General features: G+C 69.5%; 19 protein-coding genes, 1 tRNA gene and 1 pseudogene. 13 read left to right on the plus strand and 8 right to left on the minus strand.

Annotation, left to right across the window (positions count from 1 at the left end):
- The first annotated feature begins 33 nt into the window (after window positions 1-33).
- Window positions 34-786: an MBL fold metallo-hydrolase gene (locus ACIBW9_RS00490; protein ID WP_398949733.1), complete on the plus strand. Its 753-nt coding sequence runs from the start codon at window positions 34-36 to the stop codon at window positions 784-786.
- Between the two features lie 83 nt (window positions 787-869).
- Here the strand turns inward: ACIBW9_RS00490 and ACIBW9_RS00495 are convergent, their stop codons facing one another.
- Complete coding sequence (locus tag ACIBW9_RS00495; protein WP_398949735.1) at window positions 870-2,135, minus strand: PTS transporter subunit EIIC; 1,266 nt, start codon at window positions 2,133-2,135, stop codon at window positions 870-872.
- A gap of 159 nt (window positions 2,136-2,294) precedes the next feature.
- Between ACIBW9_RS00495 and ACIBW9_RS00500 the strand changes: the two genes are divergently transcribed.
- From ACIBW9_RS00500 to rdgB, 4 genes are all read left to right on the plus strand, one after another.
- Window positions 2,295-2,636, plus strand: coding sequence for a glucose PTS transporter subunit EIIB (locus ACIBW9_RS00500; RefSeq protein ID WP_398952019.1), 342 nt, complete (start codon window positions 2,295-2,297; stop codon window positions 2,634-2,636).
- A 105-nt stretch (window positions 2,637-2,741) separates the two neighbouring features.
- Entirely contained in the window at window positions 2,742-3,479 is a 738-nt protein-coding gene (rph, locus tag ACIBW9_RS00505) for a ribonuclease PH (RefSeq protein ID WP_398949737.1), read from the plus strand.
- A gap of 141 nt (window positions 3,480-3,620) precedes the next feature.
- Window positions 3,621-4,022 carry a hypothetical protein gene (locus ACIBW9_RS00510; protein ID WP_398949739.1) on the plus strand — a complete coding sequence of 134 codons (402 nt, stop codon included), beginning with the start codon at window positions 3,621-3,623 and terminating at the stop codon, window positions 4,020-4,022.
- A 50-nt stretch (window positions 4,023-4,072) separates the two neighbouring features.
- Window positions 4,073-4,675 (plus strand): RdgB/HAM1 family non-canonical purine NTP pyrophosphatase, encoded by a 603-nt coding sequence (rdgB, locus tag ACIBW9_RS00515; protein WP_398949741.1) that lies wholly within the window; start codon window positions 4,073-4,075, stop codon window positions 4,673-4,675.
- A 49-nt stretch (window positions 4,676-4,724) separates the two neighbouring features.
- On the opposite strand, the gene ACIBW9_RS00520 is transcribed toward rdgB, so the two are convergent.
- The 3 genes and pseudogenes from ACIBW9_RS00520 to bcp form a co-directional block, all read right to left on the minus strand.
- Window positions 4,725-4,808 (minus strand) — tRNA-Leu (locus ACIBW9_RS00520).
- A gap of 45 nt (window positions 4,809-4,853) precedes the next feature.
- A pseudogene (locus ACIBW9_RS00525) lies at window positions 4,854-5,505 on the minus strand (HNH endonuclease).
- An 89-nt stretch (window positions 5,506-5,594) separates the two neighbouring features.
- Window positions 5,595-6,062 (minus strand): thioredoxin-dependent thiol peroxidase, encoded by a 468-nt coding sequence (gene bcp / locus ACIBW9_RS00530; RefSeq protein ID WP_398949743.1) that lies wholly within the window; start codon window positions 6,060-6,062, stop codon window positions 5,595-5,597.
- Window positions 6,063-6,170: 108 nt separating this feature from the next.
- On the opposite strand from bcp, the gene ACIBW9_RS00535 reads away from it, so the two are divergent.
- Both ACIBW9_RS00535 and ACIBW9_RS00540 read left to right on the plus strand, forming a co-directional pair.
- On the plus strand, window positions 6,171-6,500 hold the full coding sequence (locus ACIBW9_RS00535) for a DUF3618 domain-containing protein (RefSeq protein ID WP_390699771.1): 330 nt from the start codon (window positions 6,171-6,173) through the stop codon (window positions 6,498-6,500).
- 54 nt (window positions 6,501-6,554) lie between these two features.
- A complete protein-coding gene (locus ACIBW9_RS00540; protein WP_266955698.1) occupies window positions 6,555-6,911 on the plus strand; it encodes a co-chaperone GroES in 357 nt (118 codons plus the stop codon).
- 58 nt (window positions 6,912-6,969) lie between these two features.
- Here ACIBW9_RS00540 and ACIBW9_RS00545 read toward each other — a convergent pair whose 3' ends face one another.
- Window positions 6,970-9,378 carry a transglycosylase domain-containing protein gene (locus ACIBW9_RS00545; protein ID WP_398949746.1) on the minus strand — a complete coding sequence of 803 codons (2,409 nt, stop codon included), beginning with the start codon at window positions 9,376-9,378 and terminating at the stop codon, window positions 6,970-6,972.
- A gap of 203 nt (window positions 9,379-9,581) precedes the next feature.
- Between ACIBW9_RS00545 and ACIBW9_RS00550 the strand changes: the two genes are divergently transcribed.
- Genes ACIBW9_RS00550 through ACIBW9_RS00565 form a run of 4 tightly spaced genes read left to right on the plus strand, consistent with a single transcriptional unit; the run spans window position 9,582 to window position 13,098 of the window.
- Complete coding sequence (locus ACIBW9_RS00550) at window positions 9,582-10,382, plus strand: ABC transporter permease (RefSeq protein WP_398949748.1); 801 nt, start codon at window positions 9,582-9,584, stop codon at window positions 10,380-10,382.
- 49 nt (window positions 10,383-10,431) lie between these two features.
- Window positions 10,432-11,196, plus strand: coding sequence for an ABC transporter permease (locus ACIBW9_RS00555; RefSeq protein ID WP_398952021.1), 765 nt, complete (start codon window positions 10,432-10,434; stop codon window positions 11,194-11,196).
- Between the two features lie 21 nt (window positions 11,197-11,217).
- Window positions 11,218-12,231 carry an ATP-binding cassette domain-containing protein gene (locus ACIBW9_RS00560; RefSeq protein ID WP_398952024.1) on the plus strand — a complete coding sequence of 338 codons (1,014 nt, stop codon included), beginning with the start codon at window positions 11,218-11,220 and terminating at the stop codon, window positions 12,229-12,231.
- Window positions 12,232-12,264: 33 nt separating this feature from the next.
- A complete protein-coding gene (locus tag ACIBW9_RS00565; protein WP_398949750.1) occupies window positions 12,265-13,098 on the plus strand; it encodes a DUF1707 domain-containing protein in 834 nt (277 codons plus the stop codon).
- A 169-nt stretch (window positions 13,099-13,267) separates the two neighbouring features.
- On the opposite strand, the gene ACIBW9_RS00570 is transcribed toward ACIBW9_RS00565, so the two are convergent.
- Complete coding sequence (locus ACIBW9_RS00570) at window positions 13,268-14,632, minus strand: SGNH/GDSL hydrolase family protein (protein ID WP_398949752.1); 1,365 nt, start codon at window positions 14,630-14,632, stop codon at window positions 13,268-13,270.
- A gap of 219 nt (window positions 14,633-14,851) precedes the next feature.
- Here ACIBW9_RS00570 and ACIBW9_RS00575 point away from each other — a divergent pair, with 219 nt between their 5' ends.
- Both ACIBW9_RS00575 and ACIBW9_RS00580 read left to right on the plus strand, forming a co-directional pair.
- Window positions 14,852-16,159: a DUF445 domain-containing protein gene (locus ACIBW9_RS00575; protein WP_398949754.1), complete on the plus strand. Its 1,308-nt coding sequence runs from the start codon at window positions 14,852-14,854 to the stop codon at window positions 16,157-16,159.
- Window positions 16,160-16,256: 97 nt separating this feature from the next.
- The gene (locus ACIBW9_RS00580; protein ID WP_398949756.1) at window positions 16,257-17,795 is read left to right on the plus strand and encodes an MFS transporter; all 1,539 of its coding nucleotides are present in this window, start codon (window positions 16,257-16,259) and stop codon (window positions 17,793-17,795) included.
- A 2-nt stretch (window positions 17,796-17,797) separates the two neighbouring features.
- Here the strand turns inward: ACIBW9_RS00580 and ACIBW9_RS00585 are convergent, their stop codons facing one another.
- Window positions 17,798-19,264: an alginate lyase family protein gene (locus ACIBW9_RS00585; RefSeq protein WP_398949758.1), complete on the minus strand. Its 1,467-nt coding sequence runs from the start codon at window positions 19,262-19,264 to the stop codon at window positions 17,798-17,800.
- Between the two features lie 73 nt (window positions 19,265-19,337).
- Window positions 19,338-20,864 carry a protein kinase gene (locus ACIBW9_RS00590; RefSeq protein ID WP_398949760.1) on the minus strand — a complete coding sequence of 509 codons (1,527 nt, stop codon included), beginning with the start codon at window positions 20,862-20,864 and terminating at the stop codon, window positions 19,338-19,340.
- Between the last annotated feature and the right edge of the window lie 77 nt (window positions 20,865-20,941).

Consider the following 20,941-nt stretch of genomic DNA (forward strand, 5'->3'; position numbering starts at 1 on the left):
GGAAAAGTTCCCGCCAGCGGAGGTTTCTGCTTCATGAAGCTCACCGTCGTCGGTTGCTCGGGGTCGTTCCCGTCCGCGGAATCGGCCTGCTCGAGCTACCTCGTAGAGGCCGACGGCTTCCGGCTGCTTCTCGACATGGGCAACGGTGCCCTTGGCGAGCTGCAGCGCCACTGCGGTCTCTACGACCTCGACGCGATCTTCCTCAGCCATCTGCACGCCGACCACTGCATCGACATGTGCGCCTACTTCGTGGCGCGCTACTACCGGCACGACGGCGGCCGCTGCGACCCGATTCCCGTCTACGGACCCGAGGGAACGGAACACCGGCTGACCACCGCCTACGCTGACACCCCCACCGCCTCCTCCATGAGCGAGGTCTTCGACTTCCACACGGTCAAGCCGTCCACGTTCGAGATCGGCCCGTTCACGGTGCACACGGAACGCGTGGCCCATCCCGTGGAGGCGTACGGCATCCGCATCGAGCACGGCGGGAAGTCCCTGACGTACTCCGGCGACACGGGCACCACCACCGTCCTGGACGAACTCGCCCGCGACACCGACCTGTTCCTGTGCGAGGCCGCCTTCACACACGGCAAGGAGAGCATCCCGGACCTGCACCTCAACGGCCGCGAGGCGGGCGAGACGGCGGCCCGGGCGGGCGCCCGGCGCCTGGTCCTGACCCACATCCCGCCGTGGACCGACCCGCAGGTCAACCTGGCCGACGCCCAGGCGGTCTTCGACGGCCCGGTGGCCCTGGCGGCGCCGAGGCAGACGTACGAGATCTGAGGGCCACGAGATCCAGCGCAGCGAACATGCGGAAGGCTCCCGGAACCAGGGGTTCCGGGAGCCTTCGTGCGCCGTGCGTGAGGCTACTTGGCCTCCGCCTTCTGCAGTTCCGCCAGTTCCTCGTCGGACTCGCGGCCCGGCGTCGGCAGGTTGAACTTGATGATCGCGAAGCGGAAGATCACGTAGTAGAGGACACCGAAGCACAGGCCCACGAGCATCAGACCCCACGGGTTGGTCGCGATGCCCAGGTTCAGGCCGAAGTCCACCACGCCCGCCGAGAAGCCGAAGCCGTCCTTCATGCCGAGCGCCCAGGTCAGCGCCAGGGAGACACCGGTGAGGACCGCGTGGATGGCGTACAGGACCGGCGCGATGAACATGAACGTGAACTCGATGGGCTCCGTCACACCCGTCACGAAGGACGTCAGCGCGATCGAGAACATCATGCCGCCGACCACCTTGCGGCGCTCCGGACGGGCGCAGTGCACGATCGCGAGACAGGCCGCGGGCAGACCGAACATCATGATCGGGAAGAAGCCGGTCATGAACTGGCCCGCGCTCGGGTCGCCCGCCAGGAAGCGCGCGATGTCACCGCTCTTGCCGTGGTAGTCGCCCGCCTGGAACCACGGGAAGGAGTTCAGCAGGTGGTGCATGCCGATCGGGATCAGCGCACGGTTGGCCACACCGAAGATGCCCGCGCCGACCGCGCCCGACTTGACCAGCCACTCGCCGAAGTTGTGCAGACCCGTGCCGAGGACCGGCCAGATGTAGCCGAAGACGATGCCGATGACCAGGCCCGCGAAGGCCGACAGGATCGGAACCAGGCGCCGGCCGCCGAAGAAGCCCGCCCAGTCCGGCAGCTTGGTGCGGTAGAAGCGCTGGTAGAGCAGCGCGACCACGAGACCCATCACCACACCGCCGAGCACCTTGGCGTCGACCGGCGCGTTCACCATGACGACCTTGCCGTCGACGGCCGTCGCCACCTTCGGCAGGTTCTTGTCCGTGAATGTGCCCAGCACGTTCTTGAAGACCAGGTAGCCGACGACCGCGGCCAGCGCCGTCGAGCCGTCCGACTTCTTGGCGAAGCCGATCGCGATGCCCACCGCGAACAGCAGCGCCATGTTGTCGAGGATCGCGTTGCCGCCCGCCGCCATGAACCCCGCGATCTTCGTGAGGAACGTGGGGAAGGACGGGCGTCCCAGCATGTCCGTGTTGCCCAGCCGCACCAGAAGGGCGGCGGCGGGCAGAACGGCCACCGGCAGCATCAGGCTGCGGCCGATACGCTGCAGCACAGCCATCGCGCCGGGGCCCTTCTTCTTCTCGGCCGCGGGAGCGGCGCTGGCCGTGGTCACAACTTCCTCCAGGGGGCAGAGCGCCGCCCGGGGACAGGGAAGAGGACGGCGGCAGCGCTGGTCTGAACCATTGTGGAACACTCAGTGGTTTAGACCTGTGGTGTAGACCTGTTGTAGCACGGTGAAGGCCGGATAAGGAACCCGCTGTTTTCTGGTGCCCTGTCAGCCCTCGGCGGCCGGACGCGGTCCCGGGTTGGCGACCACCTCCCCGGTGGTGTAGACCAGCTACGGGCGACCGACAGCCACACCGCGCGTGAGGAGACTGACATGGCCAGCAAGGCTGAGAAGATCGTTGCCGGGCTCGGCGGCATCGACAACATCGAGGAGATCGAGGGCTGCATCACTCGGCTGCGCACCGAGGTCAGCGACGCCTCACTGGTCGACGAGACCGCCCTGAAGGCCGCCGGCGCCCATGGCGTCGTCAAGATGGGCACCGCGATCCAGGTCGTCATCGGCACCGACGCCGACCCCATCGCCGCGGAGATCGAAGACATGATGTGAACCGACGTGAGATGAGCCACGGCCACCCCGGCCGGCACTCACTCGTTGGGGCCCCTTCCCACCGCGGGAGGGGCCCTTTCCGCTCGTACGGCTAGGCTCATCGCCATGTCTCGAATCGACGGCCGCACCCCCGAACAACTCCGCCCGATCACCATCGAACGCGGCTGGAGCAAGCACGCCGAGGGCTCCGTCCTCATCGCCTTCGGCGACACCAAGGTCTTCTGCACCGCCTCCGTCACCGAAAGCGTCCCCCGCTGGCGCAAGGGCAGCGGCGAGGGCTGGGTCACCGCCGAGTACTCCATGCTGCCCCGCGCCACCAACACCCGCGGCGACCGCGAGTCCGTACGCGGCAAGATCGGCGGCCGCACCCACGAGATCAGCCGCCTCATCGGCCGCTCCCTGCGCGCGGTCATCGACTACAAGGCACTCGGCGAGAACACCATCGTCCTCGACTGCGACGTCCTCCAGGCCGACGGCGGCACGCGCACGGCCGCGATCACCGGCGCATACGTCGCCCTCGCCGACGCGGTCGCCTGGGCCCAGGGCAAGAAGCTGATCAAGGCCGGCCGCCAGCCGCTCACCGGCACCGTCTCCGCGGTCTCGGTCGGCATCGTCGGCGGCATCCCGCTCCTCGACCTCTGCTACAAGGAGGACGTGCGGGCCGACACCGACATGAACGTCGTCTGCACCGGCGACGGCCGCTTCGTCGAGGTCCAGGGCACCGCGGAGGCCGAGCCGTTCGCCCGCGAGGAGCTCAACTCCCTTCTGGACCTGGCGGTTTCCGGCTGCTCGGAACTCGCTGTCCTCCAGCGCAAGGCACTTGATACGGTCCTCGAAAAGTAAAGGACGCACCAAGCGGAACGGCGGCCCGAGGCAACCCCGACGCCCGTCCCGGCGTCCCTACGAATGCGGGCGCACGGCACACCACCGTGCGCCCGACCAGTACGGGGGGCCCACGGGCCTGGACACGGAGGGACCACAGTCATGGCCGCGAGCCGAGGCCGCCGCATCACCGTCACCATCGCAGCGCTGGCAGCCACAGTGCTGACCGCGGGCCTCACCACCGGCTGCGACGCCGTCGACAAGGCCCTGGACTGCGTCCAGACCGCCGACACCATCGCGGACAGCGTCACCAACCTCCAGCAGGCCGTGGAGAACGCCTCGAACGACCCGACCCAGCTCGACGAGTCGCTCGCCTCCATAGACAAGAACCTCGACAAGATCGGCGACAAGACCGACAACGCCGACGTCAACAAGGCCGTCGACGACCTGAACAAGGCCGTGAGCAACGTCCGTACGGCGATCAAGAACGGCGACAAGACCCCGGACGTCAGCCCCGTCACGGATGCGGCGGGCGAACTCACGAAGGTCTGCACGTCGTCCTGATGCCGTGACGGGTGGGCCGAGGCGGCGTGGGAGCCGGAATACTGTTCGGCATGACGCGCTTGATCCTCGCCACCCGCAACGCCGGAAAGATCACCGAACTGAGGGCGATCCTCGCCGACGCAGGCCTCAGCCACGACCTGGTCGGCGCGGAGGCCTACCCCGACGTCCCCGACGTCAAGGAAACGGGCGTGACGTTCGCCGAGAACGCCCTGCTCAAGGCCCACGCCCTGGCACAGGCGACGGGCCTGCCCGCCGTGGCCGACGACTCGGGCCTCTGCGTCGACGTCCTGAACGGCGCCCCGGGCATCTTCTCGGCCCGCTGGGCCGGCAAGCACGGCGACGACAGGGCCAACCTGGACCTGCTGCTGGCCCAGCTCTCGGACATCGCGGACGAACACCGGGGCGCCCACTTCGCCTGCGCGGCGGCACTGGCACTGCCGGACGGGACGGAGCGCGTGGTCGAGGGGCAGCTGCGGGGCGTGCTGCGGCACACCCCGGTCGGCACGAACGGCTTCGGCTACGACCCGATCCTCCAGCCGGAGGGCGAGTCACGAACGTGCGCGGAGCTGACGCCGGAGGAGAAGAACGCGATCAGCCATCGGGGGAAGGCGTTTCGGGCACTCGTGCCGGTGGTGCGAGAGCTGTTGGGCTGACGGTGATGAAGGCCCCCCTGCGTTCAGGTGGACCTTCGAATCAAAAGTGTGCGGCCGGAGGGACTCGAACCCTCAAGGGATTTCTCCCACAACATCCTAAGTGTTGCGCGTAGGCCAATTCCGCCACGGCCGCTTGCGCGCTCATGCTACCCGGCGAGGCGGCTTCGTGGTCGAGGGCCTAGGCGGCTCTACGGCCACCTCGGCACCAGGTGTTGGTGATCGCATGGCAATGGGGGCAGAGCAACCGCAGGTTTTCGCGCCGGTCGTCACCCCAGTCCCCATTGACGTGATCGACCTCCAACGTCATGGGCTTCCCGAGCCACTCGGGGCCTGTTCCGCACTCGGCACACTCCTCGGCTGGGCCCACCTCCAAAAGCGCCCGGCGGAGCAGATGGGTCCTGGTCCGGTGCTGGCCGTCGTGCTGGATCAGGATGTCCTCGGCGCGCCTGAGCGGAGTGTGCCTGGCCCGCCGCGTTGATGGGCCTGCCCAAGGAAATGGGCGGTGTCGAGACCGTCCTCGGTCACCCAGCATCGGAGCTGAGCGCGCAACCTGCTGTTGTACGGCTCCATCCCGAGAGCACGCGCCGTATCGGCGATGGAGTCGCTCCTGCGACCGCTCGGCGCAACTCGTCGGCGGCTGGTCTGGCGGGCACTCCGCTCGCCCGCCTCTGGCGGGGCATGTGCGAGACGTCGATTCCGAAGTGGTCGAAGCGCCGGAAGAGATGACGGCGCAGTTGGCCGTATGGCCGGGTGCCGAAGAACGCGATGACCTCGTCGATGTCCGCACACCGGGCGGCGGCTTCTGTCAGCCGTTCCCGGGTGTACTGCACGCCGCCGCTATCGGACAGTCACGCCCGAAACGTAAAGCGGCTCGCACCGGGGTGTCCCAGTGCGAGCCGCCCAACGGCAGAAACGGACCTCAGATCCCCAGATCCCTGATGATCTTGGCTACGTGCCCCGTCGCGCGGACGTTGTACAGCGCCCGCTCGACCTTGCCCTCCTCGTCCACGATCACCGTGGAGCGGATGACGCCCATGTAGGTCTTGCCGTAGTTCTTCTTCTCGCCGTACGCGCCGTAGGCCTCGGTGACCGTCTTCTCCGGGTCGGCCGCCAGCGTGATCTTCAGGGACTCCTTCTCGCGGAACTTCGCCAGCTTCTCCGGCTTGTCCGGGGAGATGCCGATGACGTCGTAGCCGGCGCCGGCCAGCAGTTCCAGGTTGTCGGTGAAGTCGCAGGCCTGCTTGGTGCAGCCGGGCGTCAGGGCCGCCGGGTAGAAGTAGACGATGACCTTGCGGCCCTTGTGGGCCGAGAGGGACACGTCGTTGCCGTCGGCGTCGGGGAGGGTGAAGTCGGGGGCCACGTCCCCCGGCTGGAGTCGCTCGCTCATCGAACCAGCGTAACCGGGGGTCCTGACGGTGCAGGGGCGGGCGGAACTGACAGACTGTCCTGAACAAGTAGCAGCAGGCAGGCACCAGGCGACTTCGGAGGCCCCACGGTGGCGGACACGTCGGACACCAGAACCCCGGCGCAGATCGAGGCGGACATCAGGCGCCGCCGCGAAGTGCTGGCCGAGACGCTCGACGAGATCGGGGTGCGGGTGCATCCGAAGACGATCGTCGGCGACGCCAAGGCCAAGGTCGTGTCGAACATCGACCAGACCCTCGGGCGGGCCTATGTCGGGGTCAACAGGGTCGTGAGCGATGTGAAGGCGCAGTTCGTGGACGAGGAGGGCGCGCCCCGGCTGGAGCGGATCGTGCCGGTCGCGGTCGTCGCGGTGGGACTGGTCGGGCTTCTTGCGCTCGGGACCCGGCGGCGCAGGGGCTGAGCAAGCGCCGACCCGGCGGCGTACGGACGGGGCAAAGGCAGGTAGGTTCAAGGCGTGAGCGCCAAGAGAAACGAGCACAGCACCCAGCACGACAAGCTTCCCATCCGGATGCTGCACGACCGAGTCCTCGTGCGGCAGGAGACCGGTGAGGGTGAGCGCCGCTCCGGCGGGGGGATCCTGATCCCCGCCACGGCGGCGGTCGGGCGTCGGCTGGCCTGGGCCGAGGTCGTAGCGGTGGGCCAGAACGTACGGACCGTGGAGCCGGGCGACCGGGTCCTGTACGACCCGGAGGACCGGGCCGAGGTGGAGGTCCGGGGCGTCGCCTACGTGCTCATGCGCGAGCGTGACCTGCATGCCGTGGCCGCGGACCGGTTCGAGGGGTCCGAGGACACGACGGGCCTGTATCTGTAGGAGCCGTCCAGCGGCCGAAGAGGGCTGGTGACCGTCGTCACCAGCCCTCTTCGTCGTGTCAGGTCGGAGGTCCGCCTGTGCCCGCCGACGTGCCCACGTCGGTGCCGGCCGTGGTGTCGCCGTCGGTCGTGCCCCCGGCGTCCGTGCCCGCCGTGGTCCCGCCGTCCGTCGTGCCGCCGTTCGTGTTGCCGCCGGTCGTGGTGTTTCCGCCGTCGGTCGGGCCCCCGTTGGTGTTGCCGCCCGTGGTGCCGCCGTTCGTGGTGTTGCCGGTGGTGTTGGTCCCGCCGTTGGTGGTGCCGCCGTTGTTCTGGCCCTGGGTCTGCCCCTGGTTGTTCTGGCCGTTCGTGGGCGTGGGGCCGGTGGTGCCGCCCGTGCCCGGCTGCTGCGGGGGCTCGGTGGTGGCGGGCGGCTCCGTCTCCTCGGCGCCCTCCTGGAGCTGGAGGTCGAAGTCCGTGGCCGGCTTCCCCTTCAGGGCGTCCTTCGTGTATTGCGCCCAGATGTCTCCGGGCGGGCCGCCGCCGTTGACGCGGGGCAGGCCCAGCGCGCCGTACAGCGACTTGTGGGCGGCCGTGACCGGGTCCTGGCCCATGACGGAGACGACGGTCGCGAGATCGGGTGTGTAGCCGGCGAACCAGGCTGCCGTGTCCTCCTCCGCGGTGCCGGTCTTGGCGGCGGCGGGGCGGCCCGCATCCTGGGCCGCGGTCGCCGTGCCGTTGTCGACGACGCTCTGCAGGATGGAGGTGGTGGTGTCGGCGGCCTCGCGGCTGACGGCCTTCGTGGTGGTGTGCTTCGGCAGCTCCACGACGTCCTTGCCGTCCTTGGTGATCGAGTCGATCATCGTGTACGTGCCGTGCTCTCCGTGGTTGGCGAGCGTCGCATAGGCCTCGGCCATGTCGAGGACGCTGGCGGTGTTCACGCCGAGCGCGATGGAGGGCGTCGCGGTCAGGTCGGGGGTGTCGGAGGGGATGCCGAGTGCGACCGCCGTGTCCTTCACCTTGTCGGGGCCCACGTCCACGGCCATCTGCGCGTACACCGAGTTGACGGACTTGTCGGTGGCGGTGCGCACGGTGATGTCGCCGTACGACACCTCGTCCTCGTTCTCCGGTGCGTAGCTGCCGCCGCTCCAGCCCTGCACGGGTCGCTTGTTGGTGCCGTTGTAGTAGGTGTTGGGCGTGATGGTCTCGCCGTCCTGCGTCGTGGAGTGGTTCTGGACGGCCGCGGTGAAGACGAAGGGCTTGAAGGTGGAGCCGACCTGGAAGTCGCCGCGGGTCGCGCCGTTGGTGTACTGCTTGACGTAGTCGATGCCGCCGTACATCGCGACGACCTTGCCGGTCTTCGGGTCCACGGAGGCGCCGCCCGCGCGGACGTAGTTGTCGGCCTTGTTGTTCTTCTTGTCGAGCTTGGAGATCAACTTGTCGTTGACGGCCTTCACGAAGGCGTTCTGCTTGCTCTTCTGCAGGGTCGTGGTGATGCGGTAGCCGCCGGCCTCGAGGTCGTCCGTGGTGACGATCTTGTTCTTGGTGAGGTAGTCCCTGATCGCGGTGACGATGTAGCCGCGCTGTCCGGACATGCCGGTGGAGACGGTCTGCTCCTTCGGCATCGGGAACTTCAGGCCGGCCCGCTCGGTCTCGCCCAGCCAGCCCTTCTTGACCATGCCGTCCAGGACGTAGTTCCAGCGGGCCACGGCGGCCGCCTTGTTCTCGGGGTGCGCGATCACGTCGTACTCGCTGGGGGCGTTGACGAGCGCGGCGAGGTAGGCGGCGTGGGCCGGGTCGAGGTTGGTGGCGTTCTGGCCGTAGTAGGCCTGGGCGGCGGCCTGGATGCCGTAGGCGTTGCGGCCGAAGTAACTGGTGTTGAGGTAGCCCTCGAGGATCTTGTCCTTGGGCTGTTCCCGGTCCAGCTTGATCGAGATGAAGAACTCCCTGGCCTTGCGGGTGAGGGTCTGCTCCTGCGCGAGGTAGTAGTTCTTCACGTACTGCTGGGTGATCGTCGAGCCGGACTGCTTGCCCTTGCCGGTGGCGGTGTTCCAGGCGGCGCGCAGCATCGCCTTGGGGTCGATGGCGGACTCGGAGTAGAAGTCGCGGTCCTCGGCGGCCAGGACGGCGTGCTGGGCGTCCTTGGAGACCTGGGCGAGCGTCACGTTCTCCCGGTTGATGTCACCGTCGCGGGCGATCTGGGAGCCGTCCGCGTAGAGGTAGACGTTGGCCTGCTTGGTGGCGAGGGCGTTGGCCGGCGGGATCTTCACCAGTGAGTAGCCGAGGAAGAACAGGCCGATCAGCAGCAGTGTGCCGATGACGAAGGTGCCGAGGACCATCCGCCAGGTCGGGACGAGCCGGCGCCAGCCGGTGCGCCTGGGCCGCTTCGGCTTCCCGCCGCCCGGCACGGCAGCGCCCGGCTCGGCAGCGCCCTGCGGCCCTCTCTGTGCCCAGCCCTGGTTCGGCTGCTGCGGCTGCGGCTCGTCGCTCATCTCGTGCACGGACTCCTGTTTCGCGTCGTACGTTCCCGTACGCCCTCGTACGCCATCTGCGCCCCCTCTTGAAGACTCTCGCACCATGCGTTCCGTTCCCGGATCACGGCACGCGTCCCCTCGGGAAAATGCGTGGCGTACGTCACTACCAGCGGACTAGGCTCCTGCGCTTCGGTGTCGGGCGGTCCGGGAGGTTGACTGACGTGGGCTCGGGACGGTTGTACGCGGCCGTCGTAGCGGGCGGTTTCAGACGTTACGCGACGTATCGGGCGGCCACTGCGGCCGGGGTGTTCACCAACACCGTCTTCGGTCTGATCCTCGTCTACACGTATCTGGCGCTGTGGGACGAGAAACCGCACCTCGGAGGGTACGACCAGGCGCAGGCCGTCACCTATGTGTGGGTCGGGCAGGCGCTGTTGGCGACGCTGGCGATCGGGGGCGGCGGGGTCGAGGGCGAGTTGATGGAACGGATCCGGACGGGTGATGTCGCGACCGACCTGTACCGGCCCGCCGATCTTCAACTGTGGTGGCTGGCGGCCGACGTGGGGCGTGCGCTGTTCCAACTGCTCGGACGGGGAGTGATCCCGTTCGTGTTCGGTGCGCTGGTCTTTCCGGTGGCGCTGCCGGCGGACCTGGCGACCTGGGGTGCGTTCCTGGTGACCCTGCTGCTGGCCATGGCGGTCGGATTCGGTATCCGGTACTTGATCGCGCTGTTGACGTTCTGGTTGATGGACGGCACGGGTGTGACGCACATGGCCATGCTCGCCGGGTTCTTCTGCTCGGGGATGGTGCTGCCGCTCAACGTGTTCCCGGGCGCGCTCGGCGAGGTCGTACGGGAGTTGCCGTGGTCGGCGCTGCTGCAGAAGCCGGCGGACGTGCTGCTCGGGGAGGCCGATCCGTGGGGGACGTTCGCCTTCCAGGGGGCGTGGGCTGTGGTGCTGCTGGGGGCCGGGCGGCTGCTGCAGTCGGTGGCGACGCGGAGGGTGGTCGTTCAGGGTGGCTGAGGTGAGCCGGGTGGTGGACGGGCTGCGGGCCTACCGCCTGATCGGCGGGATGTGGATCCGCTCCACGATGGCGTACCGGGCGTCCTTCGCGATGACCACGTTCGCCAACTTCGCGGTGACCGCGCTGGACTTCGTCGGGATCCTGCTGATGTTCTCGCGGGTGAAGGTGCTGGGCGGCTGGCCGCTGCCCGAAGTCGCCTTCCTGTACGGCCTTTCGAGTGTCGCCTTCGGGTTCGCGGATCTGGCGATCGGCTCGATGGAGCGGTTGGGGCAGCGGGTGCGCGACGGCACGCTGGACACGCTGTTGGTACGTCCGGCGCCGGTGCTGGCGCAGGTCGCGGCCGACCGGTTCGCGCTGCGCCGGCTGGGGCGGATCATGCAGGGCGCGCTGGTGCTCGGGTATGCGCTGGCCGCCGTCCACATCGACTGGACGCCGTTGAAGGTGCTGTTGATGCCGGTGATGGTGCTCAGCGGGGCGGGGATCTTCTGCGCGGTGTTCGTGGCGGGCGCCGCCTTCCAGTTCGTGGCGCAGGACGCGTCCGAGGTGCTGAACGCGTTCACGTACGGCGGCGCGACGCTGCTGCAGTACCCGCCGACGGTCTTCGGCCGGGAGCTGGTGCGCGGGGTGACCTTCCTGCTGCCGCTGGCCTTCGTCACCTGGCTGCCCGCGGCCTATGTGCTGGGGCGGCCGATGCCGGTCGGGCTGCCGCAGTGGGTGGCCTTCGCCCCGCCCCTGGTGGCGGTGGCATGCCTCGCGCTGTCCGGTCTTGCATGGCGGGCCGGGCTCAGGTCGTATCGGAGTACGGGGAGTTAGCAGGTGGGTGGCAGGGTGACGATGGACGCCTTCATTGAAGTGGACCGCGTCGAGAAGGTCTTCGACGTACGCAAGAAGACCGGCTTCCTCAAGCGCGAGCGGCGGCAGGTGCGGGCCGTCGACGGCATCTCCTTCACGGTGGCGCGCGGCGAGATGGTCGGCTACATCGGCCCGAACGGCGCCGGGAAGTCGACGACGATCAAGATGCTGACGGGGATCCTGACCCCGTCCGGCGGGCGGCTGCGGGTCGCGGGCATCGACCCCTCCCGCGAGCGGACGCGGCTCGCGCACCGTATCGGGGTGGTGTTCGGGCAGCGAACGACGCTGTGGTGGGACCTGCCGCTCATCGACTCGTACAAGCTGATGCACCGCATGTACCGCATCCCGGACGCCCGTTACCGCGAGAACCTCGACCGCTGTGTCGAACTCCTGGAACTGGCCGATCTGTTGGACGTACCCGTGAGGCAGCTCTCGCTCGGCCAGCGGATGCGCGGTGACATCGCGGCGGCGCTGCTGCACGACCCGGAGGTGCTGTACCTGGACGAACCGACGATCGGCCTTGACGTCATCTCCAAGGCCAAGGTGCGGGGATTCCTGCGCGAGTTGAACGCCGAGCGGGGCACCACCGTGCTGCTGACCACTCATGACCTCCAGGACATCGAGCAGCTCTGCTCGCGGGTGATGGTCATCGACCACGGGCGGCTCATGTACGACGGTGCGCTCGCCGGGCTGCACGAGGTGGGCGAGAGCGAACGCACCCTGGTGGTGGACCTGGAGCGGGAGACCGCGCCGATCGACGCGGCGCCCGCCCGGGTGGTGAAGGTGGAGGGGCCGCGGCAGTGGCTGGCGTTCCCCGCGGGGGAGTCGGCGGCGGCGCTGGTGGCGCGGATCGCGGCGGAGTACCCGCTGGCGGATCTGTCGGTGCGGGAGCCGGACATCGAGGACGTGATCGCCAAGATGCTGCGTTCATTGGGGGACACCCCCAAACCCCCGTCGGGATCGGCACCGGATCAGGCCGAGAAAGCGGTCTCGTAGCCGCGCGGCAGGCGAACTCGTAGGCTGCCTTGTATGACCGACGACGCCGCAGTCCCGGAGCTTCGCGCATCCGACGCCGATCGTGAACGAGTCGCCGAGGTCCTGCGGGACGCCCTCGCGGAGGGGCGTCTCGACATGGAGGAGTTCGAGGAGCGGCTGGAGGCCACCTACAAGGCGCGGACGTACGGTGAACTCACGCCGATCACCCGTGATCTGCCGGTCGCCGGGGTGACCCCGCCGCCTCCCGTGTCGCTGGTCAAGGAGCCGGAGCCGAGCGGGAGCTGGGCCGGGCGGATCGTCGGCGGTGAGGGGTCCTCCTCGTGGGCGGTCGCCGTGATGTCGGGGTTCCAGCGCAAGGGGCGCTGGACCGTGCCGAAGGTGTTCAACTGCTTCGCCTTCTGGGGCGGCGGGGAGCTCGATCTGCGCGAGGCGAACTTCGCGGACCGCGAGGTCGAGATCAACTGCGTTGCCATCATGGGCGGGATGAACATCATCGTGCCGCCCGGTGTCGAGGTCGTGGTGCGTGGCATCGGGATCATGGGTGGGTTCGACCACAGCGAGGAAGGCGTGCCGGGGGAGCCGGGGGCGCCTCGGTTGATCGTGAACGGGTTCGCCTTCTGGGGTGGGGTGGGGATCGAGCGGAAGCTGACCCGGGAGGAGCGGCGGCGGCTCAAGGAGGAGCGGCGGCAGGGGAAGCTGGACCGCAAGGGGGCGCACCCGCTGGGTGAGGGGTTCGCCGATCACCGCCGGATGCTGGAGGAGCATCGGGAGTGGCGGCGGGATCTGCATGAGGAGCGGCGCGAACGTCACGAGGAGCGGCGCGAGCGGCAGCGGGAGCGGCGGGATCGGCGGCGGGGCGAGTACTGAACCGGCGGTGGGCCGGCCTGAGGGAGGTTCGCTCACGGCGCTGGCCGGTGCCGCCTGCGCCCACCCGTGCCGCCATTAGGCGGCACGATCGCCCGCAGGCTGGGGCGGTGCGGCTGCCCCCCGCAGGCTGGGCTGGGTGGCGCGAATGCCCGCAGGCCGGAGCGGTCGGCTAAAGCTCCGCCGGTGCCGAGCCCCTGAGTTCGTCCAGGTCGAAGGCCTCGGCCATCCTCGCGAAGCCCCTGTCCGTCGGGTGGAGGTGGTCGCCCGAGTCGTAGTCGGAGCGGAGGCGGCGCGGGTTGTACGCGTCCCGGAGCGCCTTGTCGAAGTCGACCACCGCGTCGTAGATGCGGCCCGAGCGGATCTCGGCGTTGATCTCCTGACGGACTGCCTCGCGGGCCGGGGTGTAGCCGCGGTGGCCCTGGAACGGCATCAGGGTGGCGCCGATGACCTTGATGCCGTGGGAGTGGGCCTCGCGGACCAGGGTGCGCAGGCCGTCGAGGATCTTGTCCGGCTCGGCGAGGCGCGGGTTGCGCAGGATGTCGTTGACGCCGAGGTCGATGACGACGACCTTGACGTTCGTACGGGCGAGGACGTCACGGGAGAACCGGCTGAGCCCGCTCTGGTTGTCGGCGGGGCGGCCCAGGCCGCTCGCGAGGACCTGGTTGCCGCTGATGCCCTCGTTGACGACGCTGTAGCGGGGAAGGTCCTGGCCCGACCTGATCGCCGAGCGCAGCCGCTCCGAAAGGACGTCCGTCCAGCGGTGGTTGGCGTTCTGCGTGGACGTTATGCCGTCGGTGAGGGAGTCACCGAACGCGACGACGCTGCCCTCCGACTCGTTGCTCAGCACGTCCAGCGCGGTGAGATAACGCCAGAACGGCGTCTGCTCGGTGTAGCCGGTGCCGGTCACGTCCTCGGTGAGGTCGCCCTCGGCGACGTAGGAGATCTGGCGTGCGTGCCGGTGGTAGGTGACCGGGCCGGACGGGGTGGGGGAGTACGTGGTGACCAGTACGTCGCTGCCCTCCGGGATCACGATGCGGACGGCGTCGCTGAGGACCTGCCGTCCGGCCGGGACGACGACCGTGGTGCTGCCGCCGAAGGTCAGCCGCCGCATGGTGTCCGCGGAGGCCGCCGCGGTGTCGGGGGCGAGTGCCACGGCGATCGAGGCGTGTGTGACGGTCAGCGCCGTCCGGCCGTAGAGATTGGAGAGCGTGATACGGGCACTCGTACCGCCCACGCTCGGGTGCACGACGTTGCGGACCGAGCGGCCCGCCATGCCGAACGCCTCGGTGCCGGGCTCGGCACCGGCCGGGGAGGCCGACCAGGAGCCGACCCAGACGCCGGTGGACGCGGGCGCGGCGAGGTCGCGCGGGGCGCCTGCCCTGCCGAGGGCGTTGGTACGGGTGCTGCCGTCGTCGGCTGCGACCCCGACGTATATGGCGGTGGAAAGGCCCACGATCATGGCGATGATCGCAGAAAGCAGGGCGCTGTGTCTTATGGGGGACACCCCCATGCCCCCCACGTGACGCTTGGTCATGCGGTGCGGGTCTCCTCGGAAAAGTGGAGCCCGAGGCTCCGAAGTGATCATCCCCATGATGCGGCATGGGAAGAGGGGTGGCCGAACAGGACCCCCCTTTGGGCCACCGGAGTTCACGAAGAGCCTTCCCCTCCTGACAGACGCCGGGAACTCTCGTTTTGTTCCAGTAGTCGGTCAGGAAGGGACAATGGTGCAGGGGATCACGAACGGGTGGAGTGTATGGAGCGCACGAATCCGGTGGGCAAGGGTGTCACCGCCCGCACGATGACGACGTTCAGCGCCGCCGACGAGGAGAAGCAGCGCGGGGTGCGCCGCATGAAGCTCATCGCGGCCGGGCTGCTGCTCTTCGTGGCGCTGGTGTACGCCCTCGCCAAGTGGGCGGAGAACTCCGGGGCGGGCCCCTGGGCGGGCTATGTCGCGGCGGCCGCCGAGGCGGGCATGGTGGGCGCGCTCGCCGACTGGTTCGCGGTCACCGCCCTCTTCCGGCACCCGCTGGGCCTGCCGATCCCGCACACGGCGATCATCCCGACCAAGAAGGACCAGCTCGGGGTGTCCCTGGGCGAGTTCGTGGGGGAGAACTTCCTCTCCGAGGACGTCGTACGACAGCGGCTGCGCGCCGTCGGCATCGGCAGCCGGCTGGGCGTGTGGCTCGCCGACCCCGAGCACGCGGACCGGGTGACGGCCGAGCTGTCGGCGGCCCTGCGGGGTGCGCTGACCGTGCTGCGCGACTCCGATGTGCAGGCGGTGGTCGGCGAGGCGATCACGCGGCGCGCGGACGCCCAGGAGATCGCACCCGGCATCGGGAAGATGCTGGAGAAGATCGTCGCGGACGGCGGCCACAAACGGGTCGTCGACCTGATCGTGACGCGGGCGCACGACTGGCTGGTCTGGCACGACACGGAGATCATGGAGGCCGTCCAGGGCGGTGCCCCCGGCTGGACGCCCCGTTTCGTCGACAAGAGGGTCGGCGAGCGCGTCTACAAGGAGCTCCTCCGCTTCGTCAGCGAGATGCGCGACATGCCGTCCCACCCCGCGCGCGGAGCGCTGGACCGGTTCCTGTCGGACTTCGCCTCCGACCTGCAGTCCGACACCGACACGCGCACGCGTGTCGAGCGGCTCAAGGGCGAGGTCCTCGGCCGCGGCGAGGTCCAGGACCTGATCGCCTCCGCCTGGACCGCCGTACGATCCATGATCGTCTCGGCGGCGGAGGACGAGCGCAGCGAGCTGCGCCTGCGTGTGCGGGCCTCGCTGCTGTCGCTCGGCACGCGGATGGCGTCCGACCCGAAGGTGCAGGCCAAGGTGGACGGCTGGGTGGAGGGCGCGGCGGTCTACGTGGTCACCACCTACCGCAAGGAGATCACCTCCCTGATCACCGACACCGTGGCCGGCTGGGACGCCGAGCACACCACCCGCAAGATCGAGGCGCACATCGGCCGCGACCTGCAGTTCATCCGGATCAACGGCACGGTGGTCGGCTCACTGGCCGGGTTGTTGATCTATACGGTGTCGCGGGCGCTGGGGGCTTAGGGGAAGCCTCTCGGAACGGGCGGGGCAAGCCGGCCCGGGCGTAGAGCGGCGGCGCCAGGGCACCCGACCGGGGTTCCGCTCAAGGAGGAGGGAGCCCATGCCCAGCGCCCAGCCCGGCGGCAGCGTCACCGCCGCAACCGGCCACACCGTGACCACCGACATCCCCGCCCGCCTCGACCGTCTCCCATGGTCGCGCTGGCACTGGACGATCGTGATCGGCCTCGGCACCGTCTGGATCCTCGACGGCCTGGAGGTCACGGTCGTCGGCAACATCGCCAGCCGGCTGTCCGAGTCCGGCAGCGGCCTGCCGATCTCCTCGGGCCAGGTCACCGGCATCGCGGCCGCCCTGTATGTGGCGGGAGCGTGTGCCGGTGCCCTGTTCTGGGGCCGGCTGACCGACAAGTGGGGCCGGAAGAAGCTCTTCATGATCACCCTGGCCGTGTATCTCGCGGCCACCGCCCTGACCGCCGTCTCCTTCTCGAGCTGGTGGTTCTTCGCCTTCCGCTTCCTGACCGGCTTCGGCATCGGCGGCGAGTACGCGGCGATCAACTCGGCGATCGACGAGCTCATCCCGGCGTTCTACCGCGGTCGCGTCGACCTGATCATCAACGGCAGCTTCTGGCTCGGCGCCGTGGGCGGCTCGCTGCTGTCGATCGTCGCGCTGAACACCGCCATCCTGCCGAAGGACGTGGGCTGGCGGCTGACCTTCGCGCTCGGCGCGCTCCTGGCCTTCGTGATCCTTCTCGTACGACGGCACGTCCCGGAGAGCCCACGGTGGCTGCTGATCCACGGCAGGGACCGTGAGGCGGAAGAGATCGTGACGTCGATCGAGGAACAGGTGGAGGCGGAGAAGGGCCGGCCGCTGGACCGCCCCGAGGGCGAGATCACGATCCACCAGCGCCGCAGCGTGACCTTCGTGGAGATCGCCCGCACGGTGTTCTCCGACTACCGCCGGCGCTCGGTCCTCGGCTTCTCGCTCTTCATCGGCCAGGCCTTCCTCTACAACGCGATCACCTTCGGCTTCGGTGCGATCCTGACGAAGTTCTTCGACGTCCCGACCGACGACACCGGCTACTACTTCGCGGTGATCGCGGTCGGCAACTTCTGCGGCCCGCTGCTGCTCGGCAAGCTCTTCGACACGGTCGGCCGCCGGGTGATGATCTCGTCCACGTATCTGATCTCGGGCCTGCTGCTGTTCGGCACGGCATGGCTGTTCGACCGGGGCTCGCTGAGCGCGGGCACGCTGACGGCCTGCTGGTGCGCGGTCCTGTTCTTCGCGTCCGCGGGAGCGTCCAGCGCCTATCTGACGGTCTCCGAGGTCTTCCCGATGGAGACCCGCGCGATGTCCATCGCCTTCTTCTACGCCCTCGGCACCGCGGCCGGCGGCATCAGCGGCCCTCTGCTGTTCGCCGACCTCACCGGCACGGGCAAGGTCGGCGACACGGTCCTCGCCTTCCAGATTGGCGCGGCCCTGATGTGCGCGGCGGGCCTGGTCGCGGCGTTCCTGGCGGTACGGGCGGAACGCCGCTCCCTGGAGGACATCGCGAAGCCGCTCACGGCGGCGGCATCGACGGTGACCGGGAAGGCCCGGTCGGCGAAGGAGGGGCAGGGCAGGTCGCGACCGGCCACGGCGTAGGGCTACCGGGCGCCGCCCTGCGGGACCCGGTCACGGCGCCGCAGGAACAACACCCCGCCGGCGACGGCGGTGACCCCCGCGGCGGCCGCCCATCCCACGACGTCCCCGGAACCGGTGGCGGCGAGGCCGCCGCCGGCCGGGGAGGCGGTCGCGGTGGCCGCCGTCCGGGGCCGGGTGCCGGAACCGGCGTCGGAGGCCGAGGCCGAGGCCGACGGTGTGGGAGTGGCGGCGGTCACCTCCTTGTCCCGGGTGAACGCCAGCGTCCCGAAGCCGAGTTGGTCGAACCCGCCGCTGTTCGGCCCGTAGTCCCCGCCGCCGCCCTCGGGCGCGGCCTTGGCGGCGATCCGCGTGAGGTAGGTGGCGGACAGTCCGCGCCGCTTGGTGTAGTGGTTGGCGATCATCGCCCAGACCGGCCGCATCTGCGCCGGGTCGGCGGGGGCGACCTGGGTGGGGGTCTGTATCCCCGGCCTGCGGTCCACCTGGGCGTAGGGGGTGTACGGCACGTTCCCGCCCAGGCTCCACTTGGCCACGTACTGGGCGCCCTTGAGGAAGCGGTTGTCGTCGTACCCGTACAGGTCTATGCCCTGGTTCCAGGCCATCTCGCAGAAGGTGCCCATCAGCCCGACGCCCATCAGTGAGTGCCCCTGGTCGCGCCCGGCCTCCATCCACTCGGCGAGCCCGTCGTCGTGCACGACCGGGATGGCGTGCCTGATCGAGCCCATGCCGGCGCCGTGCTTGAAGTACTCGACGGCCCGCTCGACCTTGCCCTGGTCGTCGCAGAAGATGGCCGTGGCCAGCGCGCAGGCCATGTTGCACAGGTCCCAGTTCGGCCAGTAGTGGGGGGCGGGGGTGCCGTTGTTGTGCTTGACGAGGAAGTCCTCACTCACCGAGCAGAAGACGTCGACCAGCATCCTCTGGAATCTCTCGAGCTGGAAGTCCTTGTGGTCGCGGACGAGTTCGGCCGCGTTGGCGGCCTGGTACCCGTAGATCCCGGCGGCCAGGAACCGGTCGGCGCTGCCGGAGACCTTCGTCAGCTTCGCCGACCAGGCGTTGAGGATCGCGACGGCGGTGTCGGCGTGGGCGCTGTCGCCGCTGACGTGGTAGCGCAGGGCGTTCTGGTACGCGGCGTGGATGTCGTTGTAGAGGATCCCGTAGTTCTGCGGCCATGTGCTGCGGGGGCGCAGTTCCACGCCCCGGTACACGACGGCCTGCGGATTGGGCGTCCAGTCGCTCTGTGAATGCCGGTTGGCGGTCAGCTTCGCGTACCCGGCGGTGTAGGGGGAGGCACCGGCCTTCACTTCGGCGGCCATACGAGCGAGGTCGGCGCCGGTGTGGAGGAGCCCGGGATGCACGAAGGCCCCGCCCGCGGCCACCGCGGGGGTGGCGACAGGGGTGAGGCCAACGGCTCCGGCCGCGGCGCCCGTGGCCTTGAGCACGGTGCGGCGGCTGATCTGTCGTGTCACATGCATGCCACGGAGACGGGCGGGGCGGCGCCCGATAACGAAAAGTGGCGGGCGCCACAGTGGAGCCCGCACCATGGGACTACGACGCCGAACCGGGCCGGGCCCCGTTGACGGCCGTGTCGAACGCCGGACGGTACTCGCCCCATTGGGCGTTGGGAGCGGAGAGGTAGATCACGTACTGCGTGCCGTCGGTGCCGGCGAAGGCCAGTTCAGCCGCGCGGTACTTCCGGGCCCTGCCGTCGAAGGTGAACTCCCAGTACCCGGCGGGATGTCCGCGGAAGGTCGTCCTGGTCATCCGGACGCGTTCGTAACCGGGGTTGTCCCGGCGGGTCTGGTCCTCTTCCGTGTCCCGCCAGTGCTGCACGGGGTCGGAGCCCGCGAACTGGACGACGTTGACCCTCAGCCCCACCAGGCCGGACCGGTCTATGTAGCCGACCTCGCCGCCGGGCAGTGTCTTACGGGTCCAGCCGTCCCGTACGGGAACGGAGATGCCGGTGTCCGCCTTCACGAGGTGGTAACCGGCGGGCACGGCGGGGACTGTGGGGTCGGTGCTCGGAGATGCAGACGGCGTCGGGGCGGTCGTCCGGGAGGTGTGGCCGCCCCGTGCGTCCGCGCCGCCCTTGAACCACCACAGCGCGCCGCCGGCCACACAGGCGGCGAGCACCACCGCCGAGACCGCCAGCAGCGCCGTACGACGGCGGTTGCCGCCTCCCTTTCGAGCAGGAGTCTCGACCGTGCCGACGGGTTCCGGGCGTGTGGGTGGGTCGAGGGGAGCGGTTCGGGTGGCTGTCACGTCGCCGAGGCGGCGTTCGACCTCGTGTACGCCCATGCGCTGTTCCGGCTCCTTGAGGAGCAGGCCCTCGATCACCGGGGCCAGGTCGCCGGCGTTGCGCAGGGGCTCGTAGGGATCGGTTGCAATGGCGTACGCGGTTTCGATGGGGGTGGGGCGCTGGAACGGGTGGTGGCCCTCGACCACCTGGTACAGCGTCGCCCCCAGGGCCCACAGGTCGCTGGCGGGTCCGGGCCCGGTGCTCGAGGCCCTGAGGCGCTCGGGTGCCAGATAGCGGATGGAGCCGATCAGCTCGCCGGACTTGGTCAGCGAGGAGGTGGTGCCCGACTCCATGGCGATCCCGAAGTCGGTGAGGACGATCCGGCCGCCCTCGGCGAGCAGGACGTTGCCGGGTTTGACGTCCCGGTGCAGGACCCCGGCGTCGTGGGCGGCGCGCAGTGCGGCGGCCATGGCGCGGCCGATCCGGGCGGCCTCGTGGGGCGGCAGCGCGCCCCGGCGCTTCAGGACGTCGCTCAGGGTGGCGGAGGGGACGTACTCCATGACGATGCAGGGCAGTCCCTCGTCGTCGACGACGTCGTGCACCACGATCACATTGGGGTGGGTGATACGGGCGGCGCTGCGGGCCTCGCGCCGGGTGCGCTCGTGGAGGGTGCGGACCTCGTCGTCGTGCAGGTGCGGCGGGACGTGCAGCTTCTTCACGGCGACGTGGCGGCCGAGCAGCCTGTCCTCGGCACGCCACACGGTGCCCATGCCGCCGCTGCCCACCCGCTCGACCAGCAGATAGCGTCCGGCGACGAGCCGCCCAAGATCGGACACCGTGTCTCCTTCTGATCCCCGTCCGAACTCCTTCCGCGCTTTCCGTTCGCGAATGAGGGAGATCGAACAGGCACGAT

This window comes from Streptomyces sp. NPDC049541, assembly GCF_044465725.1.
In the GTDB taxonomy this organism is placed as follows: Bacteria; Actinomycetota; Actinomycetes; order Streptomycetales; family Streptomycetaceae; genus Streptomyces.